Here is a 22,719-nt window from a genome sequence, read left to right on the forward strand (position 1 = left end):
GACTGGGGAGGCTCCGTTGCGCCGTGGAATAGTTCCGGAAGTGCCTGCCCCGAGCCGCCCGTGGGACGAGATCGTGCCGGGGCTGTGGATGGGCGGGCACGAGTTCCGGCGGCCGGGGGGGGTCGGCCGGAGTTCGCCGTGGTGGGCGACGAGTTCGATCTGGTGCAGACGCTGCTGCGGCTTCCCGGGTACGGGCCGGACGAGGGGGTCGAGCACCATGTGTGGCCGGTTCCCGACGGCCCGTTGGACGGTACGCAGCTCGCCGGGGTGATCCGGCTCGCGCAGGCCGCGGGCGAGGCACTGGACGCGGGCCGCACGGTACTCGCCCGCTGCTACCACGGGTACAACCGGTCCGGCCTGGTCGTCGCGCACACGCTGATGCGCCGGGGCGCCGACGCCGACGAGGCGGTCCGGCTGATCCGGGCCCGGCGCTCGCCGTGGGCGCTGCACAACGAGTTGTTCGTGGCCTACCTGCGGGCCGGTCTGCCCACCGCGCGGCTCCTTGAGGACCTGGCCGAGTAGCCCTGCGCGCCGGGGCCCGCGCAAAATGGCCTTCCGTACGAGGAGAAGTAGTTCCGCCCGGACCACCGAGCCCCAGGAGTGCAGTGCTCCCGAGCCGCCGTGGGCGTCCCGCCCGCGTTACCGCCTTCGCCGCGCTGCTCCTGGTGACCGCGGCGGCCGGTGCGCTGGCCGGCTGCGGTGACACGGGCGGACTGCGTGACGCGGGCGCCACGGCGGCCGCGCGCAGCCCTGCCCGGCTCTGGCCCGGCCTGCCGCCGGCGTCGAGCCCGGCGTACGACATCGGCGAGGTGGAGCACGCCCGGGTGGAGGGCGTCGCCGTGCCCGGCGGCGACATCCGCGGTGTGGACCCGGTGGCCGCGGTGCGGGCCGAGATCGCCGCGCACCCGGACGACTACGCGGGCACGGGAGCCCGGTACCACGAGACGTCCGCACGGATGGCGGACTGCGGAACGGACGACCCGGAGGACACCGGGGACACCGAGGACACGGAGGACACCGAGGACACGGCGCGCGACGGGTGCCCGGTGCTGCGGCCGTACTACCGCGACCTCACCGGTGACGGGCGGCCCGAGATGACGCTGGGCTTCCGGCTGCTGCCCGGCAGACTGACCGCGGTGCGCGTCTACACCGTCGAGAAGGACCGGCTCGTGCGGGTGATGTCGTACGACGACGCCGTGAGCGCGGTGGAGCTGGCGGGGCGGGCGGTGGTCGTCCGCTCGCCCTCGGAGGTCGCGGGGTACGAGTACCGGCTCCAGTGGACCTGGGACGCCGACCAGCGGGCGATGCTGCTGACCAGCGACGAGATGCTGCGCGCCGACGGCGGCGGGGACGGGGACGGCGATGGCGACGGGCACACCGGGCGCCCGTCGCCGTCGGCCTCACCGTCACCGTCACCGTCGGCATCCTCGCCGTCGGGGGATGCCCCGTGAGGCTCGCCCTCCCCCGGTGGGCCGGTCCGCTCGCGGTGCGGGCGGCCGTGTTCATCGCGGTGATGTGCTGTGCGCTCGCCGCGCTGCTCGGCGTCCTGGTGCACGTGTCGGTGACCGACCAGACCGTGGGCGAGGCCCGTGACACGGCACTGGCCCGGCTGGCCGAGGCGACGGCGTCGTACGAGGCCGGGGACCCGCTGCGGCGCGGCGCCGACGTCGATCCGCCGGGACTGCCCGGGCGCCTGCGCGAGCTGGCCGTGTCGGGCCGGCGCGGCACGATGGCCGCCGACTACGAGGGGCGCCCCACGATGTGGGCGGCGGGCCCCGCGGACGGCGGACGGGCGCTGGCGGTGCGCGTCGACCGCACCCAGGGCGAGCGCACCATCGAGGGCCTGGACGGCGCGATCGTGTGGTCGTCGGGGCTGGCGATCGGGGCGACGCTGCTGGTCGGCGCGTTCGCCGTGACGCGGGTGACGCGGCGGCTGCACGCGACGGCGCGGGTGGCGCGGCGGATCAGCGCGGGCGACCTCGACGCCCGGGTCGGTGATCCGCGCGCGCAGCATCCGACGCGCCCGCAGGACGAGGTGGCGTCGGTCGCCTCGGCGCTGGACTCGATGGCGTCGTCGCTGCAGGGCAAGCTGCTCGCGGAGCAGCGGTTCACCGCGGACGTGGCGCACGAGCTGCGCACCCCGCTCACCGGCCTGCACGCGGCGGCCGAGCTGCTGCCGCCGGGCCGCCCGACGGAGCTGGTGCGGGACCGGGTGGCGGCGCTGCGCACGCTCACCGAGGACCTGCTGGAGATCTCCCGGCTCGACAGCGGGCGGGAGCGGCTGGAGCTGGACGCGGAGCCGCTGGGCGAGCTGGCCCGGCGGGTGGTCCGGGGCTCGGGCACCGGTACGCGGGTCGACGTCGTGCGGGACGCCCGGGTGGAGACCGACCGGCGGCGCCTTGAGCGGGTGCTGGGCAACCTGGTCGCGAACGCCCACCGGCACGGACGGGCGCCGGTGGTGCTGACCGTGGACGGGCCGGTGATCACCGTACGGGACCACGGGGACGGCTATCCGGGCTATCTGCTGGCGCACGGGCCGCAGCGGTTCCGTACCGAGAGCGGGGCCAAGGGGCATGGGCTCGGGCTGACGATCGCGCTGGGGCAGGCGGAGGTGCTCGGCGCGCGGCTGGAGTTCGCCGACCCGCCGGACGGCGGGGCGCTGGCGACGCTGACGCTGCCCCGGCAGCCCTGAGTCCCTGGGGCGGGGCTCTGGTCGGCGGGCCCGTTCTCCGATGGCCCAGCGTGGGCGGCGGTCCGCGCCGGGCGCTCCTAGTGTGGCGCTTGGTCACCTCATGCGGCGATCAGCCACCTCGGCACAGGTTTCCCACGTTCGCTCCCCGGGAGGTACTCCCATGCCCCAGCTGTCCGCACCGGTCTCGCGCTCGTCCCTGGTCCGCGGCCTCGCCGCCGTCCTCGCGGCCGGCGCGCTCGCCACCGCCGGCGCCGCCGCCCCGGCCGCCGCGCACGACGGCCGGGGCGGCGCCCCGGGCCCCGCACCGGCCGTCACCGGCACCATCACCGGCACCGGCACCGGCACCGACGGCGCGCACGGCGGTGACGGCCGCCAGGAGCAGGGCCGTTACCGGGGTGTCGTCACGGCGGAGCGGCTGGCCCTGCGCACCTCGCCGGCCCGCGGCTCGGACGTCATCCGGTACGCCCGCCGGGGCGAGGTCGTCTCCATCTACTGCAAGACGCCCGGTGACACGGTGAAGGGCAACCCGCTGTGGTACCTCCTCACGGACGGCACCTGGGCCTGGGGCGCGGCCCGCTACATCGACAACGTCGGCCCCGCGCCGCGCTGGTGCTGATCCGGACGACGCACAGTTCATCCCAAGTGGGTAAGTTCCGGACATGACCAAGGCCGGAACCGGACCCGGACCGGGACTCACCGTGGCACACGCGGACACGCCCGCTCCCGCCGCCCGGCTCCCCCGGCGCCGGGGCGTCGAACTCGCGCTCATCCTCATGGCCGTCCTGCTGTCGGTCTTCGGCTACTGCAACGTCGGCCTGGCCCAGCACGACGCCCTCCCGCCCGGCGCCGCCGGTTACGGCGCCGGGCTCGGCGTGCTCGCGCTCCTCGCCCATCTGGCGGTGCGGCTGCGCGCCCCCTACGCCGATCCGCTGCTGCTGCCGATCGGCGTGCTGCTCAACGGCCTCGGCCTGGTGCTGATCTACCGGCTCGACCTGGAGGCGCCGGGCGACCGGGCGGCCCCGACCCAGCTGGTGTGGTCGACGCTGGGCGTGGGTCTGTTCATCGTGGTCGTCCTGCTCCTGCGCGACCACCGGGTCCTGCAGCGCTACGCCTACGTCTGCGTCGCCGCCGCGCTCGCCCTGCTGACCGTGCCGATCTTCTTCCCGGCGGTGAACGGCGCCCGCATCTGGATCCGGATCGAGGGCTTCTCCATCCAGCCCGGGGAGTTCGCGAAGGTGCTGCTCGCGGTGTTCTTCGCCGCGTACCTGGCCGCCAACCGCAGCGCGCTGGCGTACGCGGGCCGCCGGGTGTGGCGGCTCCAGCTGCCCACCGGCCGGGTCCTCGGGCCGATCGTGGCGGTGTGGCTGGTGAGCGTCGGCGTGCTGGTCCTGGAGCGGGACCTCGGCACCTCGCTCCTCTTCTTCGGCCTGTTCGTGGTCCTGCTCTACGTCGCCACCGGCCGCACCGGCTGGATCGCCGTCGGCCTGGTGCTGGCCTCGCTGGGCGCGGTGGCCGTGGGCTGGCTTGAGCCGCACGTGCACAGCCGGGTGGAGGACTGGCTGCACCCCTTCGCGTCCATCGAGGCGGGCGACGGCCCGGGGCAGCTGGCCCAGTCCCTGTTCGCCTTCGCGGCGGGCGGGGTCACCGGCACGGGCCTCGGCCTCGGGCACTCCGTGCTGGTCGGTTTCGCCGTCAAGTCGGACTTCATCCTGGCGACGGCCGGGGAGGAGCTGGGCTTCCTCGGGCTGACGGCCGTCTTCCTGCTGTACGGGCTGCTGGTGGAGCGGGGCTACCGGGCGGGCCTGGCCGCCCGCGACCCGTTCGGCCGGCTGCTCGCGGTCGGCCTGTCCTCGATCGTGGCGCTCCAGGTGTTCGTCATCGCGGGCGGGGTGACCGGGCTGATCCCGCTGACCGGGATGGCGATGCCCTTCCTCGCCCAGGGCGGCTCCTCGGTCGTCACCAACTGGGCGATCGTGGCGCTGCTGATCCGGGTCAGCCACGCGGCCCGGCGCGGGACGCCCGCGTGACCCGGCACATCCGGCACGCGGCCGTCTTCTGCGCCCTGCTCCTGGTCGCCCTGGTGGTCAACGCGGCCCGCGTGCAGATCGTCCAGAAAGCGGAGTACGACGGCAACCCGGCCAACCGCCGCCCCGACATCGCCCGCTACCAGCAGCCGCGCGGCGACATCCTGGTCGGCGGCGAGGCGGTGACCGGCTCCCGGGACACCGGCGAGCACCTGCGCTTCGAACGGACCTATGCGAACGGGCCGATGTACGCCCCCGTCACGGGCTTCGCCTCGCAGGCGTACGGGACGACGCTCCTGGAGCACGCCGAGGACGGCCTGCTGTCCGGCGCCGATCCGGTGCTGGCGCCGCTGCCGCTGTGGAACGACGTGACGGGGGCGCACAACCCGGGCGGCGACGTCGTGACGACGATCGACGGTGCCGCGCAGCGGGCGGCGTTCGAGGGGCTCGGCGGGCGCAAGGGCGCGGTGGCCGCGATCGAGCCGGCCACGGGCCGTGTCCTCGCCCTCGCCTCCACCCCCTCCTACGACCCCCAGCTGCTGTCCGGCAACAGCGCCGCCTCGACCCGCACCTGGAAACGGCTGAACGACGACCCGGACCGGCCGATGCTCAACCGGGCGGTGAGCCGGACCTATCCGCCGGGCTCCACCTTCAAGGTCGTCACCGCGGCGGCGGCGCTGGACGCGGGCCTGGTCCGCGACCTGGACGCGCCCACCCGGTCCCCGGACCCGTACACCCTGCCCGGCACGCGCACGAAGCTCACCAACGAGGCCGACGGCTGCCGGAACGCCTCGCTGCGGGAGGCGTTCGAGTGGTCCTGCAACACGGTGTTCGCCAAGCTCGGCGCGGACGTGGGCGTGGCGGACATGACGGCCATGGCGGAGGCGTTCGGCTTCAACGACGACGGGCTGCGCGTCCCCTTCCCCGTCGCGCGGAGCACCTTCGACACCGCGGTGGACCGGGCGCAGCTCGGGCTGGCGTCGATCGGGCAGTACAACACGCGGGCGACCCCGCTGCAGATGGCGACCGTGGCGGCGGCGGTGGCGAACGGCGGCCAGGCGCGCTCCCCGTACCTGGTGGAGCGGACGCTGCGGGCGGGCGGCAGCCTGGTGGCGGCGGCCGGTTCGCGCTCCTCCCACGAGGTGATGCGCCCCTCGACGGCGGCGCTGCTGAAGGAGCTGATGACCGGCGTGGTGGAGAAGGGCACCGGCGCGGAGGCCGCGATCCCGGGCGCCACCGTCGGCGGCAAGACCGGCACCGCCCAGCACGGCGTCGGCAACTCGGGCACGCCGTACGCCTGGTTCGTCTCCTGGGCGCGGGGCGACGGCGACCTGGAGCCGAAGGTCGCGGTCGCGGTGGTCGTCGAGGGCTCGGCGGCCGACCGGGAGGGCATCAGCGGCGGCGGCCTGGCGGCACCGATCGCCCGGGGGGTGATGGAGGCGGTGCTCGGAGGGTGAGCCGGGGAGAGCCTCAGCGGCGGGGTTCGAGGGTCGAGAGGTCGATGTCGACCGGGAAGGGCACGGTCAGCTTGAGGCGGTCGTGGAAGATGCCGGTGGGCGCATAGGTCCGGGTCGCCGGGTCGAGTGCGTAGGTGTGGACGACGGGAAGCGCGTCCTCCTCCTCGACCCGCCAGAGGTGCACGATGCCCGCGGCCGCGTACTTGCGGGGCTTGGCGTCGCGGTCCCGTTCCGCCGAGTCCTCGGCGACCACCTCGGCGACCAGGCACACATCGTCGGGCAGGAGGCGGGTCCCTTTCGGCCCCAGGTCGGCACCGGCCCAGGCCACCATCGGGCTCCAGCCGGTTCCGCCTGTCGAGCGTCAGGGAGAAGGAGCGGTGGACGTCGAACGCGTGCGGTGCCTGCTCGGCCAACGCCCGCTCCAACAGGCCGGCGGTGAGCGAGTGGTACACCGTCTGCGCGCTCGCGAAGACAAGACTCGCGTACAGCAGTTCGGTGCGCCGAGGCAGGTTGGGGTGCTCGTCGAGGTCGTCGGAGATCCAGCCGCCGTCCGGTGGACGAGCCCACTCGTAGTCGTCGTCCAACCCGTAGTCACGCTCGGAAGTCGCTGTCATGGGCCGGAGTCTCGCCGACACCCTGCACACCTCCGGGGCGTACGGCGCGCCGCCCTCTCATCGGGTGACGTCTCCGCCAGGGCGTTGACCTCGTCCATCTTTACTCGCGGTCAACAAGTTCCGTCCAGGGGATTGACGAGCTTGCTGACAGGCAGTCTCATAAGACGGAGCAGCTTGAGTAACCGCGGGTAACACGAACCGTTCGACGAGGTGGGTACAGCCATGACGACCCTGACGGAAGCCGACGCGCTCGATGGCCTGCGCGACGCGCTCGGCCTGCTCAAGGACCGGGAGCAGGTGGCCGAACGGCTGCTCGTGTCCTCCGCCAAGCACTCCTTCGACCCGGACAAGGAGCTGGACTGGGACGCGCCGTTCGAGGACGGCAAGTGGTTCTGGCCGCCGGAGCTGGTGTCGCTGTACGACACGCCGATGTGGAAGCGGATGAGCGAGGAGCAGCGCATCGTGCTCTCCCAGCACGAGGCCGCCGCGCTCGCCTCGCTCGGCATCTGGTTCGAGCTGATCCTCATGCAGCTGCTGGTGCGGCACATCTACGACAAGTCGGCGACGAGCGCGCACGTGCGCTACGCGCTGACCGAGATCGAGGACGAGTGCCGGCACTCCAAGATGTTCGCCCGGCTGATATCGCGCGGCGAGACCCCGTGGTACCCGGTGAGCCCCGTCCACCAGCACCTCGGCCGCCTGTTCAAGACCATCTCCACCACGCCCGGCTCCTTCACCGCCACCCTGCTCGGCGAGGAGGTCCTGGACTGGATGCAGCGGCTGACCTTCCCCGACGAGCGGGTCCAGCCGCTGATCCGGGGCGTCACGCGCATCCACGTCGTGGAGGAGGCCCGCCACGTGCGCTACGCCCGTGAGGAGCTGCGCCGCCAGATGGTGACGGCCCCGAAGTGGTCGCAGGAGTTCACCCGGATCACCTCCGGCGAGTTCGCCCGTGTCTTCTCCGTCGCCTTCGTCAACCCGGAGGTGTACACGAACATCGGCCTCGACAAGCGCGAGGCCCTGGCGCAGGTCAAGGCCAGCGGCCACCGCAAGGAGATCATGCAGACCGGCGCGAAGCGCCTCACCGACTTCCTCGACGACATCGGTGTGCTGCGCGGCGTCGGACGGCAGCTGTGGAGGTCGTCGGGGCTGCTGGCGTAGCCCGGCCGGTCCGGCCCGCCGGCGTGGGTGGGCGCGCAGGGGTGCGGGTTACGCTGCGACTCATGACCCCGCAGGCCTCCACCCCCGCCTACCGCCGCCTCAGCGTCGAGGAGCGCCGCGTCCAGTTGCTCGACGCGGCCCTCTCCCTCTTCGCGCACCGGCAGCCGGAGGAGGTCTCCCTCGACGACGTGGCGGAGCGGGCCGGGGTCTCGCGGCCCCTGGTGTACCGCTACTTCCCCGGTGGCAAGCAGCAGCTGTACGAGGCCGCGCTCAGGTCGGCCGCCGACGAACTGCGGCTCTGCTTCGACGAGCCCCGCGAGGGTCCGCTGCTGGCGAGGCTGGCCCGTGCCCTGGACCGCTACCTCGCCTTCGTCGACCAGCACGACACCGGCTTCAGCGCCCTGCTGCGCGGCGGCAGCGTGGTCGAGACCTCGCAGACCACGGGCATCGTGGACGGGGTGCGCCGGGCCGCCGCCGACCACATCATGCGCCACCTGGACGTGGCCGAGGCGGGCCCCCGGCTGCGGATGACCGTCCGGATGTGGATCACGGCGGTGGAGGCGTCCTCGCTGATCTGGCTCGACGAGGCCAAGCAGCCGCCCGTCGACGAGCTGCGGGACTGGCTGGTGGAGCAGTTCCTCGCCGTGCTGACGGTCACCGCGCGGCGCGATCCGCAGACCGCGGCGCTGGTCGAGGAGCTGGCGGCGGACCTCTGACACCCTGCGCCGATCGCGGACACTGGTGCCGTGAAGAGCGAAGACACCCCCTTCGAGGGCGGCCCCATGGACGGGCGGGTGCTGCCCGTCCTGGTCGGCATGACCGGGCACCCGCCGAAGACGTACCGCATCCCCGTACCGGCCCCGGACGGCGGACCGCCCACCGTGCTGGTGTACCGGCGCGTGCCCCGGAACGCCGGGCACGGGATCGGGTTCGCCCGCTGGAAGTACGCCTGGGACCCGGCGGGCGGGAAGGGCGCCGGCCGGAAGTGGCCCTGGTCGAGGCCGGACCCCGCGAGGCCCGCCGATCCAGACGCCACGCCGGGTGGCAAACCGGACGACGCCGACGGGTGACCCCGTTGCGCCGAACCGCGCACACTCGGCGCGCGGGACCGGAGAGAGCGCCACATGCTCGCGGTGCGGAGCGGACGAGCCGCCCCGCGACGGAGGTGACGGCATGTCAGGAAGGCTTCTGCGTCTGGTGTGCACGGCGGCGGTGGCGGCCGGGATCGTCCTCGCGCCCGTGTCCGCCGCGGCCGAACCCGAGCCCGGCGCGACCGGAACAGGGACCGCGACCGGGACCGGGGCGGCCGAGCCCGGCGAGGCTGGGGCCGGCGAGGCCGGGACAGGGACGGCCGGGACCGGGGTGGAGGCCGGCGGCGGTGAACGGTCCATTTCCGGGCTGCTGACGGACCTTCAGCGGCTGTACCGGGAGGCGGAGGAGGCCACCGAGACCTACAACGCCACCGAGGAACGGCTGGCGGCGCAGCGCGCCGAGGTGCGGCGGCTGGACGCCGAACTGGCCCGCAGCCGCGGCACCCTGCGCGACAGCCGCGGCGCGGCGGGACGGCTGGCCCGGCAGCAGTACCAGAACAGCAGCAACCTCTCCCCCTACCTGCGCCTGCTCCTGGCCCGCGACCCGCAGCACGCGCTCGACCAGGGGCACGTGATCGGCCGGCTGTCCCGCGAACGGGCCGAGACGGTCGGCCGCCTTGCCGGCGACGCGAAGAAGGCCGCCGAGCTGTCCGAGCGCGCCCGCAGGGCACTGGTGTCGCAGCGCGCCCTCGCCGAGCGCCGCGAGCGGGAACGGGACGGCGTGCGCGAACGCCTCGGCGCCGTCGAGGAACTGCTCGCCGCCCTCACCCCCGCGGAACTGGCGGCGCTGGCGGAGTTCGAGCAGGACGGCATCGACGAGGCACAGGACCGGTTCCTCGACTCCGGCGCACTCGGCGACGACGGCAAGCCGTCCGCGGAGGGCGAGGGGGCGGTGCGCTTCGCGGTGGAACAGCTCGGCAAGCCGTACGAGTGGGGCGCCGAGGGCCCGGCGTCGTACGACTGCTCGGGGCTGACCTCCGTGGCCTGGGAGCGGGCCGGGACGCCGATCCCGCGGACCAGCCAGGAGCAGTGGGCGCGCCTGGAGCACGTGCCGCTCGGCGAACTCCGCCCCGGCGACCTGGTCGTGTACTTCCCCGAGGCCACCCATGTGGCGATGTACCTCGGCGACGGACTGGTCGTCCAGGCGCCGCGCCCCGGCGCCGACGTCAAGGTGTCGCCGATCGCGGCCAACCCGGTCCTGGGCGCCGTACGCCCCGACCCCGGCGGGGAGCCGGTACGGCGGTACACCCCGCCGAGGCTTCCGGAGGGGGCGGCGCAGGGGCCGGACACGGGGTACGCCGCCGCTTACGCTCCTGCCGCGCCCGAGACCTCCATCAGGTAGCCCTCGGTCTTCGCCGGGTCGTAGAAGAAGTTCTCGAAGTCGGACGGGTCGTTGAAGCCGTTGGCGACGCGGTCGGCGACGGGCTGCAGCTCCGTCGCCGCGCCGAACAGGTTGAGGATGTGCTCCGGCGGCGGGGCGAGCATGGTGTTCGTCCACTTGGTGACGTGCTGTGCCGTCTCCCAGTAGCGGTCGAAGGTCTGCTGCATCCAGGCCTCGTCGAACTCCTGCTCCCCGCGCTCCACGATGGACGCGAGGTAGGAGGCGGCGCACTTGGAGGCGGAGTTGGAGCCCTGGCCGGTGATCGGGTCGTTGGCGACGACCACGTCGGCCACGCCGAGGACGAGTCCGCCGCCGGGGAGGCGGCCGACCGGGTTGCGGACGGTGGGGGCGTAGCGGCCGGCCAGGGTGCCGCCGGCGTCGGTCAGTTCGACCTTGGTGGCCCGCGCGTACTCCCAGGGGACGAACTTCTCCATGAGTTCCAGGGTCAGGGAGAGGTGTTCCGCCGGGTCCTTGACGTCCTTGAAGACGTCGAGCGGGCCGCCGGGTATGCCCTCCAGGAACAGGATGTCGGCGCGGCCCGAGGTGGTGAACGTCGGCATGACGAACAGCTCGCCGACACCGGGCACCAGGTTGCAGCGCACGGCCTCCGTGTCGGGGTGCTCCGGGCGCGGTCCCATCCCGTGGACGTAGGCGACGGCGAGGGCGCGCTGCGGCTCGCTGTACGGAGAGCGCGAGGCGTCGCGGCCGAACATCCGGACCAGCTCGCCCTTGCCCGCCGAGACGAGGACGAGGTCGTAGGCGCGGGAGAAGTAGTCCAGGTCGCCGACGGCCGCACCGTGGATGACCAGCTGGCCGCCGCGCTGTGCGAAGGTCTCCATCCAGCCTGCCATCTTCACCCGCTGGTCGACCGACTGCGCGAAGCCGTCGAAGCGGCCCAGCCAGTCGATGGCGCGCTGCGTGGGGCCCGGGTCGAAGGAGCCGGGGGCCGCCACCGAGACACCGAGCCCCTCGATCTTCGGGGCCTGGGACTCCCAGAAGTTCAGCTGGAGATCACGCTCGTGCTGGAGTGCGGTGTGGAACATGCACTGCGTCGACATGACCCGGCCGGTGCGGATCTCGTCGGCGGTCCGGTTGGACATCAGGGTGACCTCGTAGCCGTGCGACTGCAGGCCGAGGGCGAGCTGGAGACCGGACTGGCCGGCTCCGACGACGAGTATCTTCCGCATGCGGTTTCCGTCTCCTACTCGGGTACTCGGGGTTCCTCTACTCGGGTGTTTCGTCGAGCGCGTGGCCCACGAGGGACAACAGGGTCTCGATGGCCGAGATCCGGCGGCGCGCGTCCATGATCATGACAGGTATGTGCGCCGGGATCGTCAGAGCCTCCCGCACGTCCTCCGCCTCGAACAGCTCGCTGCCGTCGAAGTGGTTGACCGCGACGACGTACGGCAGCCCGCAGCTCTCGAAGTAGTCCAGCGCCGGCCAGCAGTCCTTCAGGCGCCGGGTGTCGGCCAGTACGACGGCGCCGATCGCGCCGCGCACCAGGTCGTCCCACATGAACCAGAACCGCTGCTGCCCCGGGGTGCCGAACAGGTACAGCACCAGGTCGTCGTCGAGCGTGAGGCGGCCGAAGTCCATGGCCACGGTGGTGGTGAGCTTGCCCGGGGTGGCGGCGAGGTCGTCGGTCTCCTCGCTCGCCTCGGTCATCAGCGCCTCGGTCTGCAGGGGCGTGATCTCCGAGACGGCGGTGACCAGCGTGGTCTTGCCGACACCGAATCCGCCCGCGACGACGATCTTCGTGGCGACCGGCGCGCGGGTGGGATCCGTCTGCCAGGGCTGCACGGGCCCGTCGGTGTCGACGAGCGGGGGGACGCCGAACGCGGCGGCGTCAGAGACGACGGAGCCCACTGAGCACCCTTTCGAGCAGAGCGCGGTCCGGGCGGCCCGTGCCATGGCCGGTCCCGGTGCCGTACACACGGATCTTTCCCTGGTCCGCCAGGTCGCTGAGGAGCACCCGGACCACGCCGAGCGGCATCTTCAGCAGCGCGGCGATCTCGGCCACCGTACGCATGCGGCGGCACAGTTCGACGATGGCCCGCATCTCCGGCATCACGCGGGAGGTGAGTGAACCATTCGTCAGTTCCTTGCGTTCTTCGGCGGCTTCGAGCGCCGCGGTGCCCGCGGTGGCGCCGACGAACGTCTCGACGAGCAGGACGTGGCCGAAGCGGGTCCGGCCGCCGGTGAGCGAGTAGGGGCGTACGCGGGCGGGTTTGCGGTCGGCGCCGCGCACGGGGAGGTTGCCCCGGCCGTTCCTCCCGGCCTTCCCGGGACTGCTGCTCATCGGGCGCTCCCCGCCGGCTCGGGCGACTCGGACGGGTCGGGCTCCAGCGACTGCCGCAGCTCGCTGCGGAGTTCGGGGGTCAGGACGTGACCGGCGCGACCGACGAAGAGCGCCATATGGTACGCGACGACGCTCATGTCGCAGTCCGCGGCGCCGTGCACGCCGAGCAGCGAACCGTCGCTGATCGACATCACGAAGAGGCTGCCCTCGTCCATGGTGACCATCGTGTGCTTCACGGCGCCGTGGTCCATCAGCCGGGCGGCACCGACGGTCAGGCTGCCGACGCCGGAGACGACGGTGGCGAGGTCGGCGGCGGAGCCGCGCGGACTCTTGCGGGGTGTGTCCCGGACCTGCCGGGCCTCCTCGTTGCGACCGGGGTCGGAGGAGAGGAGCAGGAGCCCGTCGGAGGAGACCACCGCGACCGACTCGATGCCCGGCACCTCCTCGACGAGGTTGGTCAGCAGCCAGTGCAGGTTGCGGGCTTCCATACTCAGTCCGACGGTACTGGGAGCGGTCAACTGCTTGCCTCCTCGACAGTGCCCCCCGTGGATTCTTCGGTGTCCGCCGCGGTCGCCGGCGTCCCCTTCCGCCCGGCGCCGTCGGCGATCTCCGCCTCGACGTCGCGGCGGCCGGCCTCGGCCCCGCGGCGGAACCCGCCCAGACGCCGGCGGAGCGCGTCGGCGTCGACGGAGCCCGCCGTGCGCGGCCGCTGGTCCGGCTCGGGCGTGGTGAGCCTCGGGGTCCGCTTGGGCAGCCCCTTGTCGGTGACGGGTTCGGTGCCGTCGGTGGTCTCGGTGTCCCCGGCGTCACCGACGTCCCCGCCATGGTCCGCGCCTTCGTCCGGGGTGCGGTCGTGGGCGTCGGGGCCGATGGCGTACGGATCGGCGGAGCGGGGGGCGGGGATCCGCGCCTCGGCGGGCTTCGGTTCCGGTTCCGGTTCCTGTTCCTGTTCCTGTGTGCTCTCCTCGTCCGCCGCCGGGGGCAGCAGGAGCGCCATCGTGGTGTCGTCAGGGAGGTCACGGGCGCCCGCGACCGGCTCCGCCGCGTCGGCATCCGTCTCCGGCTCCGTGTGCTGCGCCTGCCCGGCCTCGGGCGTGTCGGGCGACGCCTCGTCCGGGGCGGTGTCGGGGGCCGGGGCTGCCTCCGGTTCGGGGCGCGGTTCCTCGTCCGCAGCGGGCTCGGCGGGCCCGGCGGCCTCTCCGTCCGCGTCGGCCGGCTCCGCCCCTGCCCCTGCCTCTGCCCCTGCCTCTGCCTCTGCCTCTGCCTCTGCCTCTGCCTGCCGTACCGCCTCCTCGGCCGAGGCCACCAGCGGGTCGGCACTCGGCTGCGCGGTCTTCCCCGCGACGTCCGCCTTCCCCGCCTCTTCCGCCTTCTCCGCACGCCCCTGGAGGACGTTGGAGTTGGCTTCCGCGTCCGCGCCCGGCAGGGAGAAGGCGCCGGTGCCGTCGGCGGGCGGCACGGTGGGGGCCAGCGCGGCCGGCGGGGCCTCGGCGAGCAGCGGGCTCGGGAGGACGACGACGACGGCGACACCGCCCTGCTTCTGCTCCCGCAGCCGCACGCGTGCCCCGTGCCGGTGGGCGAGCCGGGCGACGACGTAGAGGCCGAGCCCGAGACCGTCCTCGCCCTCCTGGTCGTACGGCGCGTCCGGGTCGAACTCGGTGAGGCGGGCGTTGAGCCGCTGGAGGCGTTCGGTGGCCATGCCGATGCCCTCGTCCTGGACGGAGAGCATCACCTCGCCGTTCTCCAGGAGCCAGCCGGAGATCTCGACGGGCAGGTCCGGCGGCGAGAAGGAGGTGGCGTTCTCCATCAGCTCGGCGAGCAGGTGGGACAGGTCGTCGGCGGCGAACCCGGCCACGTGCGCGTGCGGCGGCAGCGCGGCGATGCGCACCCGCTCGTACCGCTCGATCTCGCTGACGGCGGCCCGCACGACGTCGACCAGCGGCACCGGTGAGGTGCTGTGCTGGATGTGCTCGGTGCCGGCGAGGACCAGGAGGTTCTCGCTGTGCCGGCGCATGACCGTGGCGAAGTGGTCGAGCTTGAACAGGGTGGCGAGGCGGTCCGGGTCCTGCTCGCGCTCCTCCAGGCCCTCGATGACGGCGAGTTGCCGTTCGACCAGGCCGAGGGTGCGCAGGGCGAGGTTGACGAAGGTGGAACCGATGCTCGTGCGCACCGTCTCCAGCTGGGCTGCGGACTCGGCGAGTTCGGCGCGCAGTTCTTCGCGGGCGTCGGCCATCTTCTGCCGCTGGCCGACGAGGTGCTTGCGGTCGGACTCCAGGGTGTTGACCCGCCCGGCGAGCGTGGCGGCGTGCGTGTGCAGGGCGTTGACGGAGCGGACGACCTGGGCGAACTCGTCGTTGCGCCCGGTGAAGGCCACCGGCTCCTCGCTCGCCGGGTCCTCGGCCTCCGCGAGCCGGGCCGAGCCGCGGCGCAGTACCGACAGCGGGCGGGTGAGGGTGCGGGCCAGGGCGGTGGCGATGCCCAGGGCGAGCAGGATCAGGGCGCCGAGGGCGGCGATCCGGATCTCCAGCGCGGTGACGTCGTTGTCGCGCAGCTGCTCCAGGGAGGTGACGCGCTTCTCGTAGAGGGCGGACTCGGCGCCGCGCATCGCGTCGACGCGGGCGGAGAGCGCGGCGTCCAGCTTCTTGGCGCTGGTGGCGAGGTCGTCGTCGGAGAGCGCGGGTTCGTCGGTGAGGGCGGCGAGGTACTTCTCGGCGGAGTTGACGTCCGGTCCGGCGACCGTGGCGTCGAAGCTGTCCCGCGCCTCCTTGGGCGCGCCCTCGCGGAAGTCGGCGAGTCCCGCGTCGGAGCGTACGCGGGCCTGCTGGGCGGCGGCGGAGAGCGCGTCGCGCTGTTCCGCGTCGGCGTCCGAGGAGGTGGTCGTCTCGGTGGGCAGGCCGGTGACCGGGTCGATGACGCTTCCGGTGCTGCTCGGCACCGCGAGCGCCGCGAGCAGCAGGCCCCGGGTGGCGGCGGCCTGCTGGACGGCGGTGTCCAGTTCGGCGAGGGCGTACGCGCCGGCGCCCGCGCGGGGCGGCATCTGCTCGGCCAGCTCCTCGGCCAGGGCGTGCAGTTCGGTGATCGCCTCGGAGTAGGCCTCGTGCGCTTCGAGGGCGGTGCTCTTGCCGGTGAGGGCGGCCCGGCGCAGGGCGGCCACGGCGTCCAGGTCCTCGCGCAGCCCGGCGGGGGTGTCGGTGTCGGCCCGCAGTTCCTCGACCTGCCGGTCGACGCGGGCGCTGCGCTGCTCGGAGGGCGCCTTGGACTCGGGGCGCCCGGCCGCGATGTAGGGGGTGACCTCGTCGCGCTCGTCCGCGAGGGAGTGGGCGAGGGTCAGCGCGCCCTGGGTGCGCTCGGCGAGCGTGACCAGGTCCTGCGAGTCGTGCAGCTGCCCGGAGGCGGTCACCACGGACGGGGCGCCGGCCGCGGCGACGGCGGCGGCCACCACCGCGACGGCCACGATCAGGCGGTTGCGTACGTGGGTGGGACGGCCCTTGCCCACGGCAGCCTCCTGCGGTGGAGGGGTGGAGGTGCCGGGGGTCCGCTCCGCGCTCCCCGTGGGGGCCGTCTGCTTGCCTGTGCGACGAGGCCGCGTCTTCTGCACCGGTGCTCGCATTCCTGACTCGTGATACCCGTGGGCCCGGGTGGCGCTCCGTCAACTGGCCGGTCGGCGCACGCACCCTCCGCCGAGCTCCGGTCCGTTTCCCGGGCGCCGGCGGCGTGCCGGGCGGGGAGACGGCGTGAGCGGGGCAGGCCCCCACCGGTTCCCGACCCTTGCAGTGCCGGGGGGTGGTGAGCGTGCATGAATCCACCCCGCCACCCGAAGGAGTGAACCCCGGAGGGTAGTTGGGGAGCAAGTTCCCCTGGCTCGTGCCAAGTGGTCGCGCGGCGTGCCGGTTGGACGTTCGCGACGGGCGGTGGCACTATGTGCCGCCACGTGCCGCCGGAGCATGGCCTTCTGCCCCGTATCCGCCTTCTGACCTGCGTCGGCGGGTTGTTGACGCAGAAGCCGGCAGCCGTTCGCGGACGCGTTGAACGGGTCGTGCAGACTGGCCGGATGCGCACGGAACTCGTCTCGGAACCAGGTCTCGCCGAGCACCCCAACGAGGACTTCGCGAGCGTCGGGCTACCGGCCTCCGGACAGGGTGGGTCGCTCGTCGTACTCGACGGCGTGACACCGCCACGGACGGCGACGGGTTGTCTGCATTCCGTTCCCTGGTACACGGCACGCCTCGGCGGCGCACTGGCCGAACTGACCGTCTCCCTGCCCGAGGTTCCCCTCTCCGAGGCCCTGTCGCGCGCCATCGCGCGTACCTCGGCCGTGCACGCGGAAACCTGTGACCTTTCTCACCCGCGCACGCCGCAGGCGACCGTCGTCCTCGCCCGCTGGTCCCCCGCCTCGGTCGAGTACCTGGTCCTGTCCGACTCGACGCTGCTGGTGGAGGCGGTGGACGGCACGGTCTCGGCCGTCCTGGACGACCGGCTGGCCCGCCTGCCCCGTTCGGCCCTCGCGACGGACGCGATGATCGACGCCGACCTCCGCAACAAGGAGGGCGGCTTCTTCACGGCCGCGGCGGACCCGGCGGTGGCGGAGCGCGCGGTGACCGGGGTGCTGCCGCGCGACGGGGTGCGCACGCTGGCGGCGCTGACGGACGGGGCCGCACGGTGGGTGGAGAAGTTCCGGGAGGGCGACTGGGGGGACTGCCTGGCGCTGGTGCGCAAGCAGGGTGCGCAGGCCCTGGTGGACCGCGTACGGGAGTTGGAGCGCGCGGACGCGGCGGGCGACCGGAGGTTCCTGGGCCGCAGCAAGACGCACGACGACGCGACGGCGGTCTACGCGGAGCTGTGAGCCGGGCACACCGCCCGGCGCTCCCTGCTCCTCCGTGCCCCTGCCTCTCCGTCCGCCACTCCCCCGTCCTCCGCTCCCCGCCCCCTGCGCCTCCGCCCCCTTACTTCTCCATCCCCCGGTTCAGCTCGTGCAGGAGCCGGGCCAGTTCCGTGACCTCGCGGGGGTCCCAGTCGGCGAGCCGGCGGGAGTAGCGGGCGCGGCGGGCCTCGCGCACCCGGCCGACGCGTTCCTGGCCCTCCGGCGTGAGGGTGACCAGCCAGGCGCGGCCGTCCGCGGGGTCGGGTTCGCGGGCGACCAGGCCGAGTTCCTCCAGGGCGCGCAGCTGGCGGGACATCGTCGCCTTGCCTACGCCGATGAAGGCGGCGAGGTCGGTGGCGCGCTGCCCGCCGCACTCGCCGAGCCGGACCAGCAGGCCGTACGCGGACGACTCCAGGTCGGGGTGGACCTCGCGGGCCATCTCGCCCTGGTTGGCGCGGGCCCGGCGCAGCAGGACCGTCAACTCCCGTTCGAGCGCCAGGAACCCCGGCTGGTTCACACCATGGCCGGACAGGTGGGATTCGACTCCGCGACCGCCGCCGTTCCCGTCTTCGTGCACGTCAGCCCCTGCCTCGATTTTCCGGTCCTGAAAGTTTCCGCCACGGCCCGCCGTCGCCGCAGCTCGGCAAGTATTTCGCAGGCTTAGACCAACGGCGGCTTCCGGCCCCTCTTCCCACCCTCCGTTCTACGTGCGTAGCGTCTTCACCGGACCCCCTGCCGGCAGGCGCACGCCGGCCACGGGTCCTCTCCGCTCGCGCATCCCCCACCGGGCACCACCGAGTCATCGGAGGGCACGCCATGCTCGTGCACAGATCCGGATCGGCCCGCGTACGGCGCTTCGCCGTCACCGGGATCCTGCTCGCCGCGTTCTCGCTCGTGTTCACCCTTCCCGCCGAGGCGTCGCCGGCCGCCAGCGTGCCGCCGCGCGGCTCCGCCCACCTGGGCATGGGCGTCGCGGCCCACGACGGCGTACACGGCACCCCCGCCCAAAGCCGCGCGGTCCAGACGGAGGGGGTGGACGTCTCCAGCCACCAGGGCGACGTCCCCTGGCCGACCCTGTGGAGCAGCGGGGTCAAGTGGGCCTACGCCAAGGCCACCGAGGGGACGTACTACACCAACCCGTACTTCGCCCAGCAGTACAACGGCTCGTACAACGTCGGCATGATCCGCGGCGCGTACCACTTCGCCACCCCGGACACGACAAGCGGCGCCGCCCAGGCCGACCACTTCGTCGACCACGGCGGCGGCTGGTCCAGGGACGGCAGGACGCTGCCAGGCGTGCTCGACATCGAGTGGAACCCGTACGGAGCCACCTGCTACGGCAGGACGCAGAGCCAGATGGTCACCTGGATCCGCGACTTCCTGAACACGTACAAGGCCCGCACCGGCCGCGACGCGGTGATCTACACGGCGACCAACTGGTGGACCCAGTGCACCGGCGACTACGCCGGCTTCGCCGCCGCCAACCCGCTGTGGATCGCCCGGTACGCGTCCTCGGTGGGCACACTGCCGGCCGGATGGGGCTTCCACACGATGTGGCAGTACACGTCGTCCGGGCCGACCGTGGGGGACCACGACAGGTTCAACGGTGCACTCGACCGGGTGGTCGCGCTGGCCAACGGCTGACGGCCCCCGGGCGTATCCGGACGCGGCGAAGGCCCGGACTCCGCGCGGAGTCCGGGCCTTCCCCTTCACCTACTCACCTTCATCTCTCTTCATGCGTCCGGCCGCGTCCGTCACGCCGCGACCGGAACCTCCGGCTGAGCACCGTTCGTCGCCGGTGCCAGCGCCAGTTCCAGGACCTGGCGGACGTCGTTCACGGCGTGGACGTCGAGCCGGTCCAGTACCTCCGCCGGGACGTCGTCCAGGTCGGGCTCGTTGCGCTTGGGGATGATCACCGTGGTGATCCCCGCCCGGTGCGCGGCGAGCAGCTTCTGCTTGACGCCGCCGATCGGGAGCACGCGCCCGGTCAGCGAGACCTCGCCGGTCATCGCCACGTCGGTGCGGACCAGCCGGCCCGACAGGAGCGAGGCGAGGGCCGTGGTCATGGTGACGCCGGCGCTCGGGCCGTCCTTGGGGACCGCGCCCGCCGGGAAGTGGATGTGGGCTCCCCGGTCCTTGAGGTCGCCGACCGGCAGTTCCAGCTCGGCCCCGTGGCTGCGCAGGAAGCTCAGCGCGATCTGCGCCGACTCCTTCATCACGTCGCCCAGCTGACCGGTGAGGGTCAGTCCCGCCGCGCCCGTCTCCGGGTCGGCCAGCGACGCCTCGACGTACAGGACGTCGCCGCCCGCGCCGGTGACCGCGAGGCCGGTGGCCACGCCCGGCACCGAGGTGCGCCGCTCGGCCGGGTCCTGCGCGGACTCGGGCACGTGGTGCGGCCGGCCGATCAGAGCGCGCAGGTCGGCGTCGGTGACGGTGAACGGCAGTTCCCGCTCGCCCAGCTCGTGCTGGGCCGCCACCTTGCGCAGCAGCCGCGCGATGGACCGCTCCAGGGTGCGCACGCCCGCCTCACGGGTGTACTCGCCGGCCAGCTTGCGCAGCGCGCTCTCGTCGACGGTGACCTCGCCGGCGTCCAGTCCGGCCCGCTCCAGCTGGCGCGGGAGCAGGTGGTCACGGGCGATGACGACCTTCTCGTCCTCGGTGTAGCCGTCGAGGCGGACCAGCTCCATGCGGTCGAGCAGGGCCTCGGGGATGGCCTCCAGGACGTTGGCGGTGGCGAGGAAGACCACGTCGGACAGGTCGAGTTCGACCTCCAGGTAGTGGTCACGGAAGGTGTGGTTCTGCGCCGGGTCGAGGACTTCGAGGAGGGCGGCGGCCGGGTCGCCCCGGAAGTCCGAGCCCACCTTGTCGATCTCGTCGAGCAGGACGACCGGGTTCATCGACCCCGCCTCCTTGATCGCCCGCACGATCCGGCCGGGCAGCGCGCCGACGTACGTACGGCGGTGGCCGCGGATCTCGGCCTCGTCGCGGACGCCGCCGAGGGCGACGCGGACGAACTTGCGGCCCATCGCGTGGGCGACGGACTCGCCGAGCGAGGTCTTGCCGACGCCGGGCGGGCCGACCAGGGCCAGTACGGCACCGCCGCGCCGGCCGCCGACGACGCCGAGGCCCCGGTCGCCGCGCCGCTTGCGCACGGCCAGGTACTCCGTGATGCGCTCCTTCACGTCCTGAAGGCCCGCGTGCTCGGCGTCGAGCACGCCCTGGGCGCCCTGGATGTCGTACGCGTCCTCGGTGCGCTCGCTCCACGGCATCTCCAGGACCGTGTCGAGCCAGGTGCGGATCCAGGAGCCCTCGGGCGACTGGTCGGAGGAGCGCTCCAGCTTGTCGACCTCCTTGAGCGCGGCCTCGCGGACCTTCTCCGGCAGGTCGGCGGCCTCGACCCGGGCGCGGTAGTCGTCGGACTCCTCACCCTCCTGTTCGCCGTTGATCTCGCGCAGTTCCTTGCGCACGGCTTCGAGCTGGCGGCGCAGCAGGAACTCCCGCTGCTGCTTGTCGACGCCCTCCTGGACGTCCTTGGCGATGGTCTCGGCGACGTCCTGCTCGGCGAGGTGGTCGCGCAGCTGCTGCGTGGCGAGCTTCAGACGGGCGACCGGGTCGGTGGTCTCCAGGAGTTCGACCTTCTGCTCGGTGGTGAGGAAGGGCGAGTAGCCGGAGTTGTCGGCGAGCGCGGACACGTCGTCGATGGCCTGGACCCGGTCGACGACCTGCCAGGCACCGCGCTTGCGCAGCCACGCGGTGGCCAGGGCCTTGTACTCGGTCACCAGCTCGGAGACCTGGCCGGGCAGCGGCTCCGGCAGGGTCTCGTCGACGCGGGTGCCCTCGACCCAGAGCGCGGCGCCGGGGCCGGTGGTGCCGGCGCCGATGCGCACCCGGCCCCGGCCGCGGATCAGGGCGCCCGGGTCGCCGTCGGCCAGGCGGCCGACCTGCTCGACGGTGCCGAGCACGCCGGTGGCGGCGTGGTTGCCGTCGATGCGCGGGACGAGGAGGACGCGGGGCTTGCCGGGTTCGGACCGGGCAGCGGCCTGGGCGGCCTCCACCGCGGCCCGTACCTCGGCGTCGCTCAGGTCCAGGGGGACGACCATGCCGGGCAGGACCACTTCGTCGTCGAGCGGCAGCACGGGCAGGGTGAGCGGTGTGAAGGCGGCGGACTCAGCAGCCATGATCTCCCCTTCGGCAGTCAAGTTGAGTTACATCGACTCAATGAAAGAGAGTCCGTGATTGTTCCCCACGGGGTGTTCGCTGTGAGCGATCAAGCGCGGCCGCCGCCTCCCCGGTGACAGCACCCCCGGACCGGCCGGCATTCCGCCACCAGGACGGGTGCCAGGATGAGCCCGGACGGGTGCCAGGGTGAGCCAGGACGGGTGCCAGGATGGGCCGATGCCCCTCACCACCCACGACTCCCCCGACGCCCCCGAGGTGCTGGACCGCCGCGAGGGTCCGTACGGCGAGGTCGTCCTGCGCCGGCACGGGACGCTGCTGCAGATCATCGCGAACGGGTGCTTCCTGATGGACACCTCCGACGGGCGTTCCGAGCGGCGCCTGGTCGACGCGGCGGCCGGCGCGCTGACGGCGGCCGGGAAGAACACCGGGCCCGGCGGGCGCACCGCGCCGCATCTGCTCATCGGCGGACTCGGCGTCGGTTTCTCCCTCGTCCACGCCGCCGCCGACCCGCGCTGGGGCCGGATCGCGGTCGTCGAGCGCGAGCCCGCCATCATCGACTGGCACCTCGCCGGGCCGCTGGCCGCGCTCTCCGCCGAGGCGCTGGCCGATCCGCGCGCCGAGATCGTCCGGGCGGACCTGGTCGAGTACGTCCGTGAGACTTCCGACACGTACGACGCCCTGTGCCTGGACATCGACAACGGCCCCGGCTGGACCGTCACCGAGGGCAACGGCGGGCTCTACGCACCGTCCGGACTGGCGGACTGCGCGCGGCTGTTGAGGCCCGGCGGGGTGCTCGCCGTATGGTCGGCACAGCCCTCTCCGGATTTCGAAGAAACCTTGCGTAATGCCGGTTTCCAACACGTGCGTACCGAAGAGATCCCCGTTGCCCGGGGCGTTCCGGACGTCGTGCATCTCGGCGTCGGTCCTGGATAGCAATGGCGTGGGGACTGCCCGTACGCT

The 22,719-nt window shown here is 73.4% G+C and carries 20 protein-coding genes and 1 pseudogene; 13 read left to right on the forward strand and 8 right to left on the reverse strand.

Translation table 11 applies throughout. The features are described 5' to 3' along the window. Window positions 1–40 precede the first annotated feature (40 nt). The 6 genes and pseudogenes from IG94_RS38785 (at window position 41) to IG94_RS0121920 (ending at window position 6,173) form a co-directional block, all read left to right on the forward strand. A pseudogene (locus tag IG94_RS38785) lies at window positions 41–522 on the forward strand (protein-tyrosine phosphatase family protein). An 83-nt stretch (window positions 523–605) separates the two neighbouring features. Beyond that, complete coding sequence (locus IG94_RS0121900) at window positions 606–1,451, forward strand: hypothetical protein (protein WP_031039574.1); 846 nt, start codon at window positions 606–608, stop codon at window positions 1,449–1,451. Continuing rightward, on the forward strand, window positions 1,448–2,692 hold the full coding sequence (locus IG94_RS0121905; protein ID WP_031039577.1) for an ATP-binding protein: 1,245 nt from the start codon (window positions 1,448–1,450) through the stop codon (window positions 2,690–2,692). Before IG94_RS0121900 ends, IG94_RS0121905 begins: the two co-directional genes overlap by 4 nt. A 160-nt stretch (window positions 2,693–2,852) precedes the next feature. Continuing rightward, entirely contained in the window at window positions 2,853–3,308 is a 456-nt protein-coding gene (locus IG94_RS0121910) for an SH3 domain-containing protein (protein WP_031039580.1), read from the forward strand. Between the two features lie 43 nt (window positions 3,309–3,351). After that, window positions 3,352–4,719, forward strand: a complete 1,368-nt coding sequence (locus IG94_RS0121915) for an FtsW/RodA/SpoVE family cell cycle protein (RefSeq protein WP_031039584.1) — start codon at window positions 3,352–3,354, stop codon at window positions 4,717–4,719. Beyond that, a complete protein-coding gene (locus IG94_RS0121920) occupies window positions 4,716–6,173 on the forward strand; it encodes a peptidoglycan D,D-transpeptidase FtsI family protein (protein ID WP_031039600.1) in 1,458 nt (485 codons plus the stop codon). Before IG94_RS0121915 ends, IG94_RS0121920 begins: the two co-directional genes overlap by 4 nt. A 13-nt stretch (window positions 6,174–6,186) precedes the next feature. On the opposite strand, the gene IG94_RS44225 is transcribed toward IG94_RS0121920, so the two are convergent. Next, window positions 6,187–6,504, reverse strand: a complete 318-nt coding sequence (locus tag IG94_RS44225; protein WP_308017076.1) for a Uma2 family endonuclease — start codon at window positions 6,502–6,504, stop codon at window positions 6,187–6,189. Between the two features lie 505 nt (window positions 6,505–7,009). Here IG94_RS44225 and IG94_RS0121930 point away from each other — a divergent pair. The 4 genes from IG94_RS0121930 (at window position 7,010) to IG94_RS0121945 (ending at window position 10,381) form a co-directional block, all read left to right on the forward strand. Next, window positions 7,010–7,948, forward strand: coding sequence for an AurF N-oxygenase family protein (locus tag IG94_RS0121930; protein ID WP_031039604.1), 939 nt, complete (start codon window positions 7,010–7,012; stop codon window positions 7,946–7,948). Window positions 7,949–8,010: 62 nt separating this feature from the next. Further along, complete coding sequence (locus IG94_RS0121935; protein WP_031039606.1) at window positions 8,011–8,664, forward strand: TetR/AcrR family transcriptional regulator; 654 nt, start codon at window positions 8,011–8,013, stop codon at window positions 8,662–8,664. A gap of 30 nt (window positions 8,665–8,694) precedes the next feature. Then, complete coding sequence (locus IG94_RS0121940) at window positions 8,695–9,018, forward strand: hypothetical protein (RefSeq protein ID WP_031039608.1); 324 nt, start codon at window positions 8,695–8,697, stop codon at window positions 9,016–9,018. 103 nt (window positions 9,019–9,121) lie between these two features. Continuing rightward, window positions 9,122–10,381, forward strand: coding sequence for a C40 family peptidase (locus IG94_RS0121945; RefSeq protein ID WP_031039610.1), 1,260 nt, complete (start codon window positions 9,122–9,124; stop codon window positions 10,379–10,381). On the opposite strand, the gene IG94_RS0121950 is transcribed toward IG94_RS0121945, so the two are convergent. Genes IG94_RS0121950 through IG94_RS0121970 form a run of 5 tightly spaced genes read right to left on the reverse strand, consistent with a single transcriptional unit; the run spans window position 10,345 to window position 16,329 of the window. Continuing rightward, window positions 10,345–11,607, reverse strand: a complete 1,263-nt coding sequence (locus IG94_RS0121950; protein WP_031039615.1) for a styrene monooxygenase/indole monooxygenase family protein — start codon at window positions 11,605–11,607, stop codon at window positions 10,345–10,347. The genes IG94_RS0121945 and IG94_RS0121950 overlap by 37 nt on opposite strands. 37 nt (window positions 11,608–11,644) lie before the next feature. After that, window positions 11,645–12,286: a GTP-binding protein gene (locus IG94_RS0121955; RefSeq protein WP_031039620.1), complete on the reverse strand. Its 642-nt coding sequence runs from the start codon at window positions 12,284–12,286 to the stop codon at window positions 11,645–11,647. Then, window positions 12,267–12,719 carry a DUF742 domain-containing protein gene (locus tag IG94_RS0121960; protein WP_031039625.1) on the reverse strand — a complete coding sequence of 151 codons (453 nt, stop codon included), beginning with the start codon at window positions 12,717–12,719 and terminating at the stop codon, window positions 12,267–12,269. The genes IG94_RS0121955 and IG94_RS0121960 overlap by 20 nt, the downstream gene beginning before the upstream one ends. Beyond that, window positions 12,716–13,237: a roadblock/LC7 domain-containing protein gene (locus tag IG94_RS0121965; RefSeq protein ID WP_031039629.1), complete on the reverse strand. Its 522-nt coding sequence runs from the start codon at window positions 13,235–13,237 to the stop codon at window positions 12,716–12,718. The genes IG94_RS0121960 and IG94_RS0121965 overlap by 4 nt, the downstream gene beginning before the upstream one ends. Next, window positions 13,234–16,329 (reverse strand): sensor histidine kinase, encoded by a 3,096-nt coding sequence (locus tag IG94_RS0121970; protein ID WP_078892384.1) that lies wholly within the window; start codon window positions 16,327–16,329, stop codon window positions 13,234–13,236. The genes IG94_RS0121965 and IG94_RS0121970 overlap by 4 nt, the downstream gene beginning before the upstream one ends. 441 nt (window positions 16,330–16,770) lie before the next feature. Here IG94_RS0121970 and IG94_RS0121975 point away from each other — a divergent pair, with 441 nt between their 5' ends. Continuing rightward, window positions 16,771–17,562 carry a protein phosphatase 2C domain-containing protein gene (locus tag IG94_RS0121975; RefSeq protein ID WP_031039637.1) on the forward strand — a complete coding sequence of 264 codons (792 nt, stop codon included), beginning with the start codon at window positions 16,771–16,773 and terminating at the stop codon, window positions 17,560–17,562. A gap of 100 nt (window positions 17,563–17,662) precedes the next feature. On the opposite strand, the gene IG94_RS0121980 is transcribed toward IG94_RS0121975, so the two are convergent. Continuing rightward, complete coding sequence (locus tag IG94_RS0121980) at window positions 17,663–18,157, reverse strand: MarR family winged helix-turn-helix transcriptional regulator (protein WP_031039641.1); 495 nt, start codon at window positions 18,155–18,157, stop codon at window positions 17,663–17,665. Between the two features lie 239 nt (window positions 18,158–18,396). Between IG94_RS0121980 and IG94_RS0121985 the strand changes: the two genes are divergently transcribed. Further along, window positions 18,397–19,224: a lysozyme gene (locus IG94_RS0121985; RefSeq protein WP_031039644.1), complete on the forward strand. Its 828-nt coding sequence runs from the start codon at window positions 18,397–18,399 to the stop codon at window positions 19,222–19,224. A gap of 110 nt (window positions 19,225–19,334) precedes the next feature. Here IG94_RS0121985 and lon read toward each other — a convergent pair whose 3' ends face one another. Beyond that, window positions 19,335–21,758 (reverse strand): endopeptidase La, encoded by a 2,424-nt coding sequence (gene lon / locus IG94_RS0121990; RefSeq protein ID WP_031039647.1) that lies wholly within the window; start codon window positions 21,756–21,758, stop codon window positions 19,335–19,337. A 217-nt stretch (window positions 21,759–21,975) separates the two neighbouring features. Here lon and IG94_RS0121995 point away from each other — a divergent pair, with 217 nt between their 5' ends. Continuing rightward, window positions 21,976–22,692 (forward strand): spermidine synthase family protein, encoded by a 717-nt coding sequence (locus tag IG94_RS0121995; protein WP_031039649.1) that lies wholly within the window; start codon window positions 21,976–21,978, stop codon window positions 22,690–22,692. The last annotated feature ends 27 nt before the right edge of the window (window positions 22,693–22,719 follow it).

Origin of the sequence: Streptomyces olivaceus, from assembly GCF_000721235.1 — a bacterium.
In the GTDB taxonomy this organism is placed as follows: domain Bacteria; phylum Actinomycetota; class Actinomycetes; order Streptomycetales; family Streptomycetaceae; genus Streptomyces; species Streptomyces olivaceus.

What these genes read in the sequence shown, in the direction of transcription:
- IG94_RS0121910 (WP_031039580.1), top strand. Translation starts at nt 2,853, where the DNA reads ATGCCCCAGCTGTCCGCACCGGTCTCGCGCTCGTCCCTGGTCCGCGGC.
- IG94_RS0121915 (WP_031039584.1), top strand. Translation starts at nt 3,352, where the DNA reads ATGACCAAGGCCGGAACCGGACCCGGACCGGGACTCACCGTGGCACAC.
- IG94_RS44225 (WP_308017076.1), bottom strand. Translation starts at nt 6,504, where the DNA reads ATGGTGGCCTGGGCCGGTGCCGACCTGGGGCCGAAAGGGACCCGCCTC.
- IG94_RS0121930 (WP_031039604.1), top strand. Translation starts at nt 7,010, where the DNA reads ATGACGACCCTGACGGAAGCCGACGCGCTCGATGGCCTGCGCGACGCG.
- IG94_RS0121935 (WP_031039606.1), top strand. Translation starts at nt 8,011, where the DNA reads ATGACCCCGCAGGCCTCCACCCCCGCCTACCGCCGCCTCAGCGTCGAG.
- IG94_RS0121945 (WP_031039610.1), top strand. Translation starts at nt 9,122, where the DNA reads ATGTCAGGAAGGCTTCTGCGTCTGGTGTGCACGGCGGCGGTGGCGGCC.
- IG94_RS0121950 (WP_031039615.1), bottom strand. Translation starts at nt 11,607, where the DNA reads ATGCGGAAGATACTCGTCGTCGGAGCCGGCCAGTCCGGTCTCCAGCTC.
- IG94_RS0121960 (WP_031039625.1), bottom strand. Translation starts at nt 12,719, where the DNA reads ATGAGCAGCAGTCCCGGGAAGGCCGGGAGGAACGGCCGGGGCAACCTC.
- IG94_RS0121970 (WP_078892384.1), bottom strand. Translation starts at nt 16,329, where the DNA reads ATGCGAGCACCGGTGCAGAAGACGCGGCCTCGTCGCACAGGCAAGCAG.
- IG94_RS0121975 (WP_031039637.1), top strand. Translation starts at nt 16,771, where the DNA reads ATGCGCACGGAACTCGTCTCGGAACCAGGTCTCGCCGAGCACCCCAAC.
- IG94_RS0121985 (WP_031039644.1), top strand. Translation starts at nt 18,397, where the DNA reads ATGCTCGTGCACAGATCCGGATCGGCCCGCGTACGGCGCTTCGCCGTC.
- lon (WP_031039647.1), bottom strand. Translation starts at nt 21,758, where the DNA reads ATGGCTGCTGAGTCCGCCGCCTTCACACCGCTCACCCTGCCCGTGCTG.
- IG94_RS0121995 (WP_031039649.1), top strand. Translation starts at nt 21,976, where the DNA reads ATGCCCCTCACCACCCACGACTCCCCCGACGCCCCCGAGGTGCTGGAC.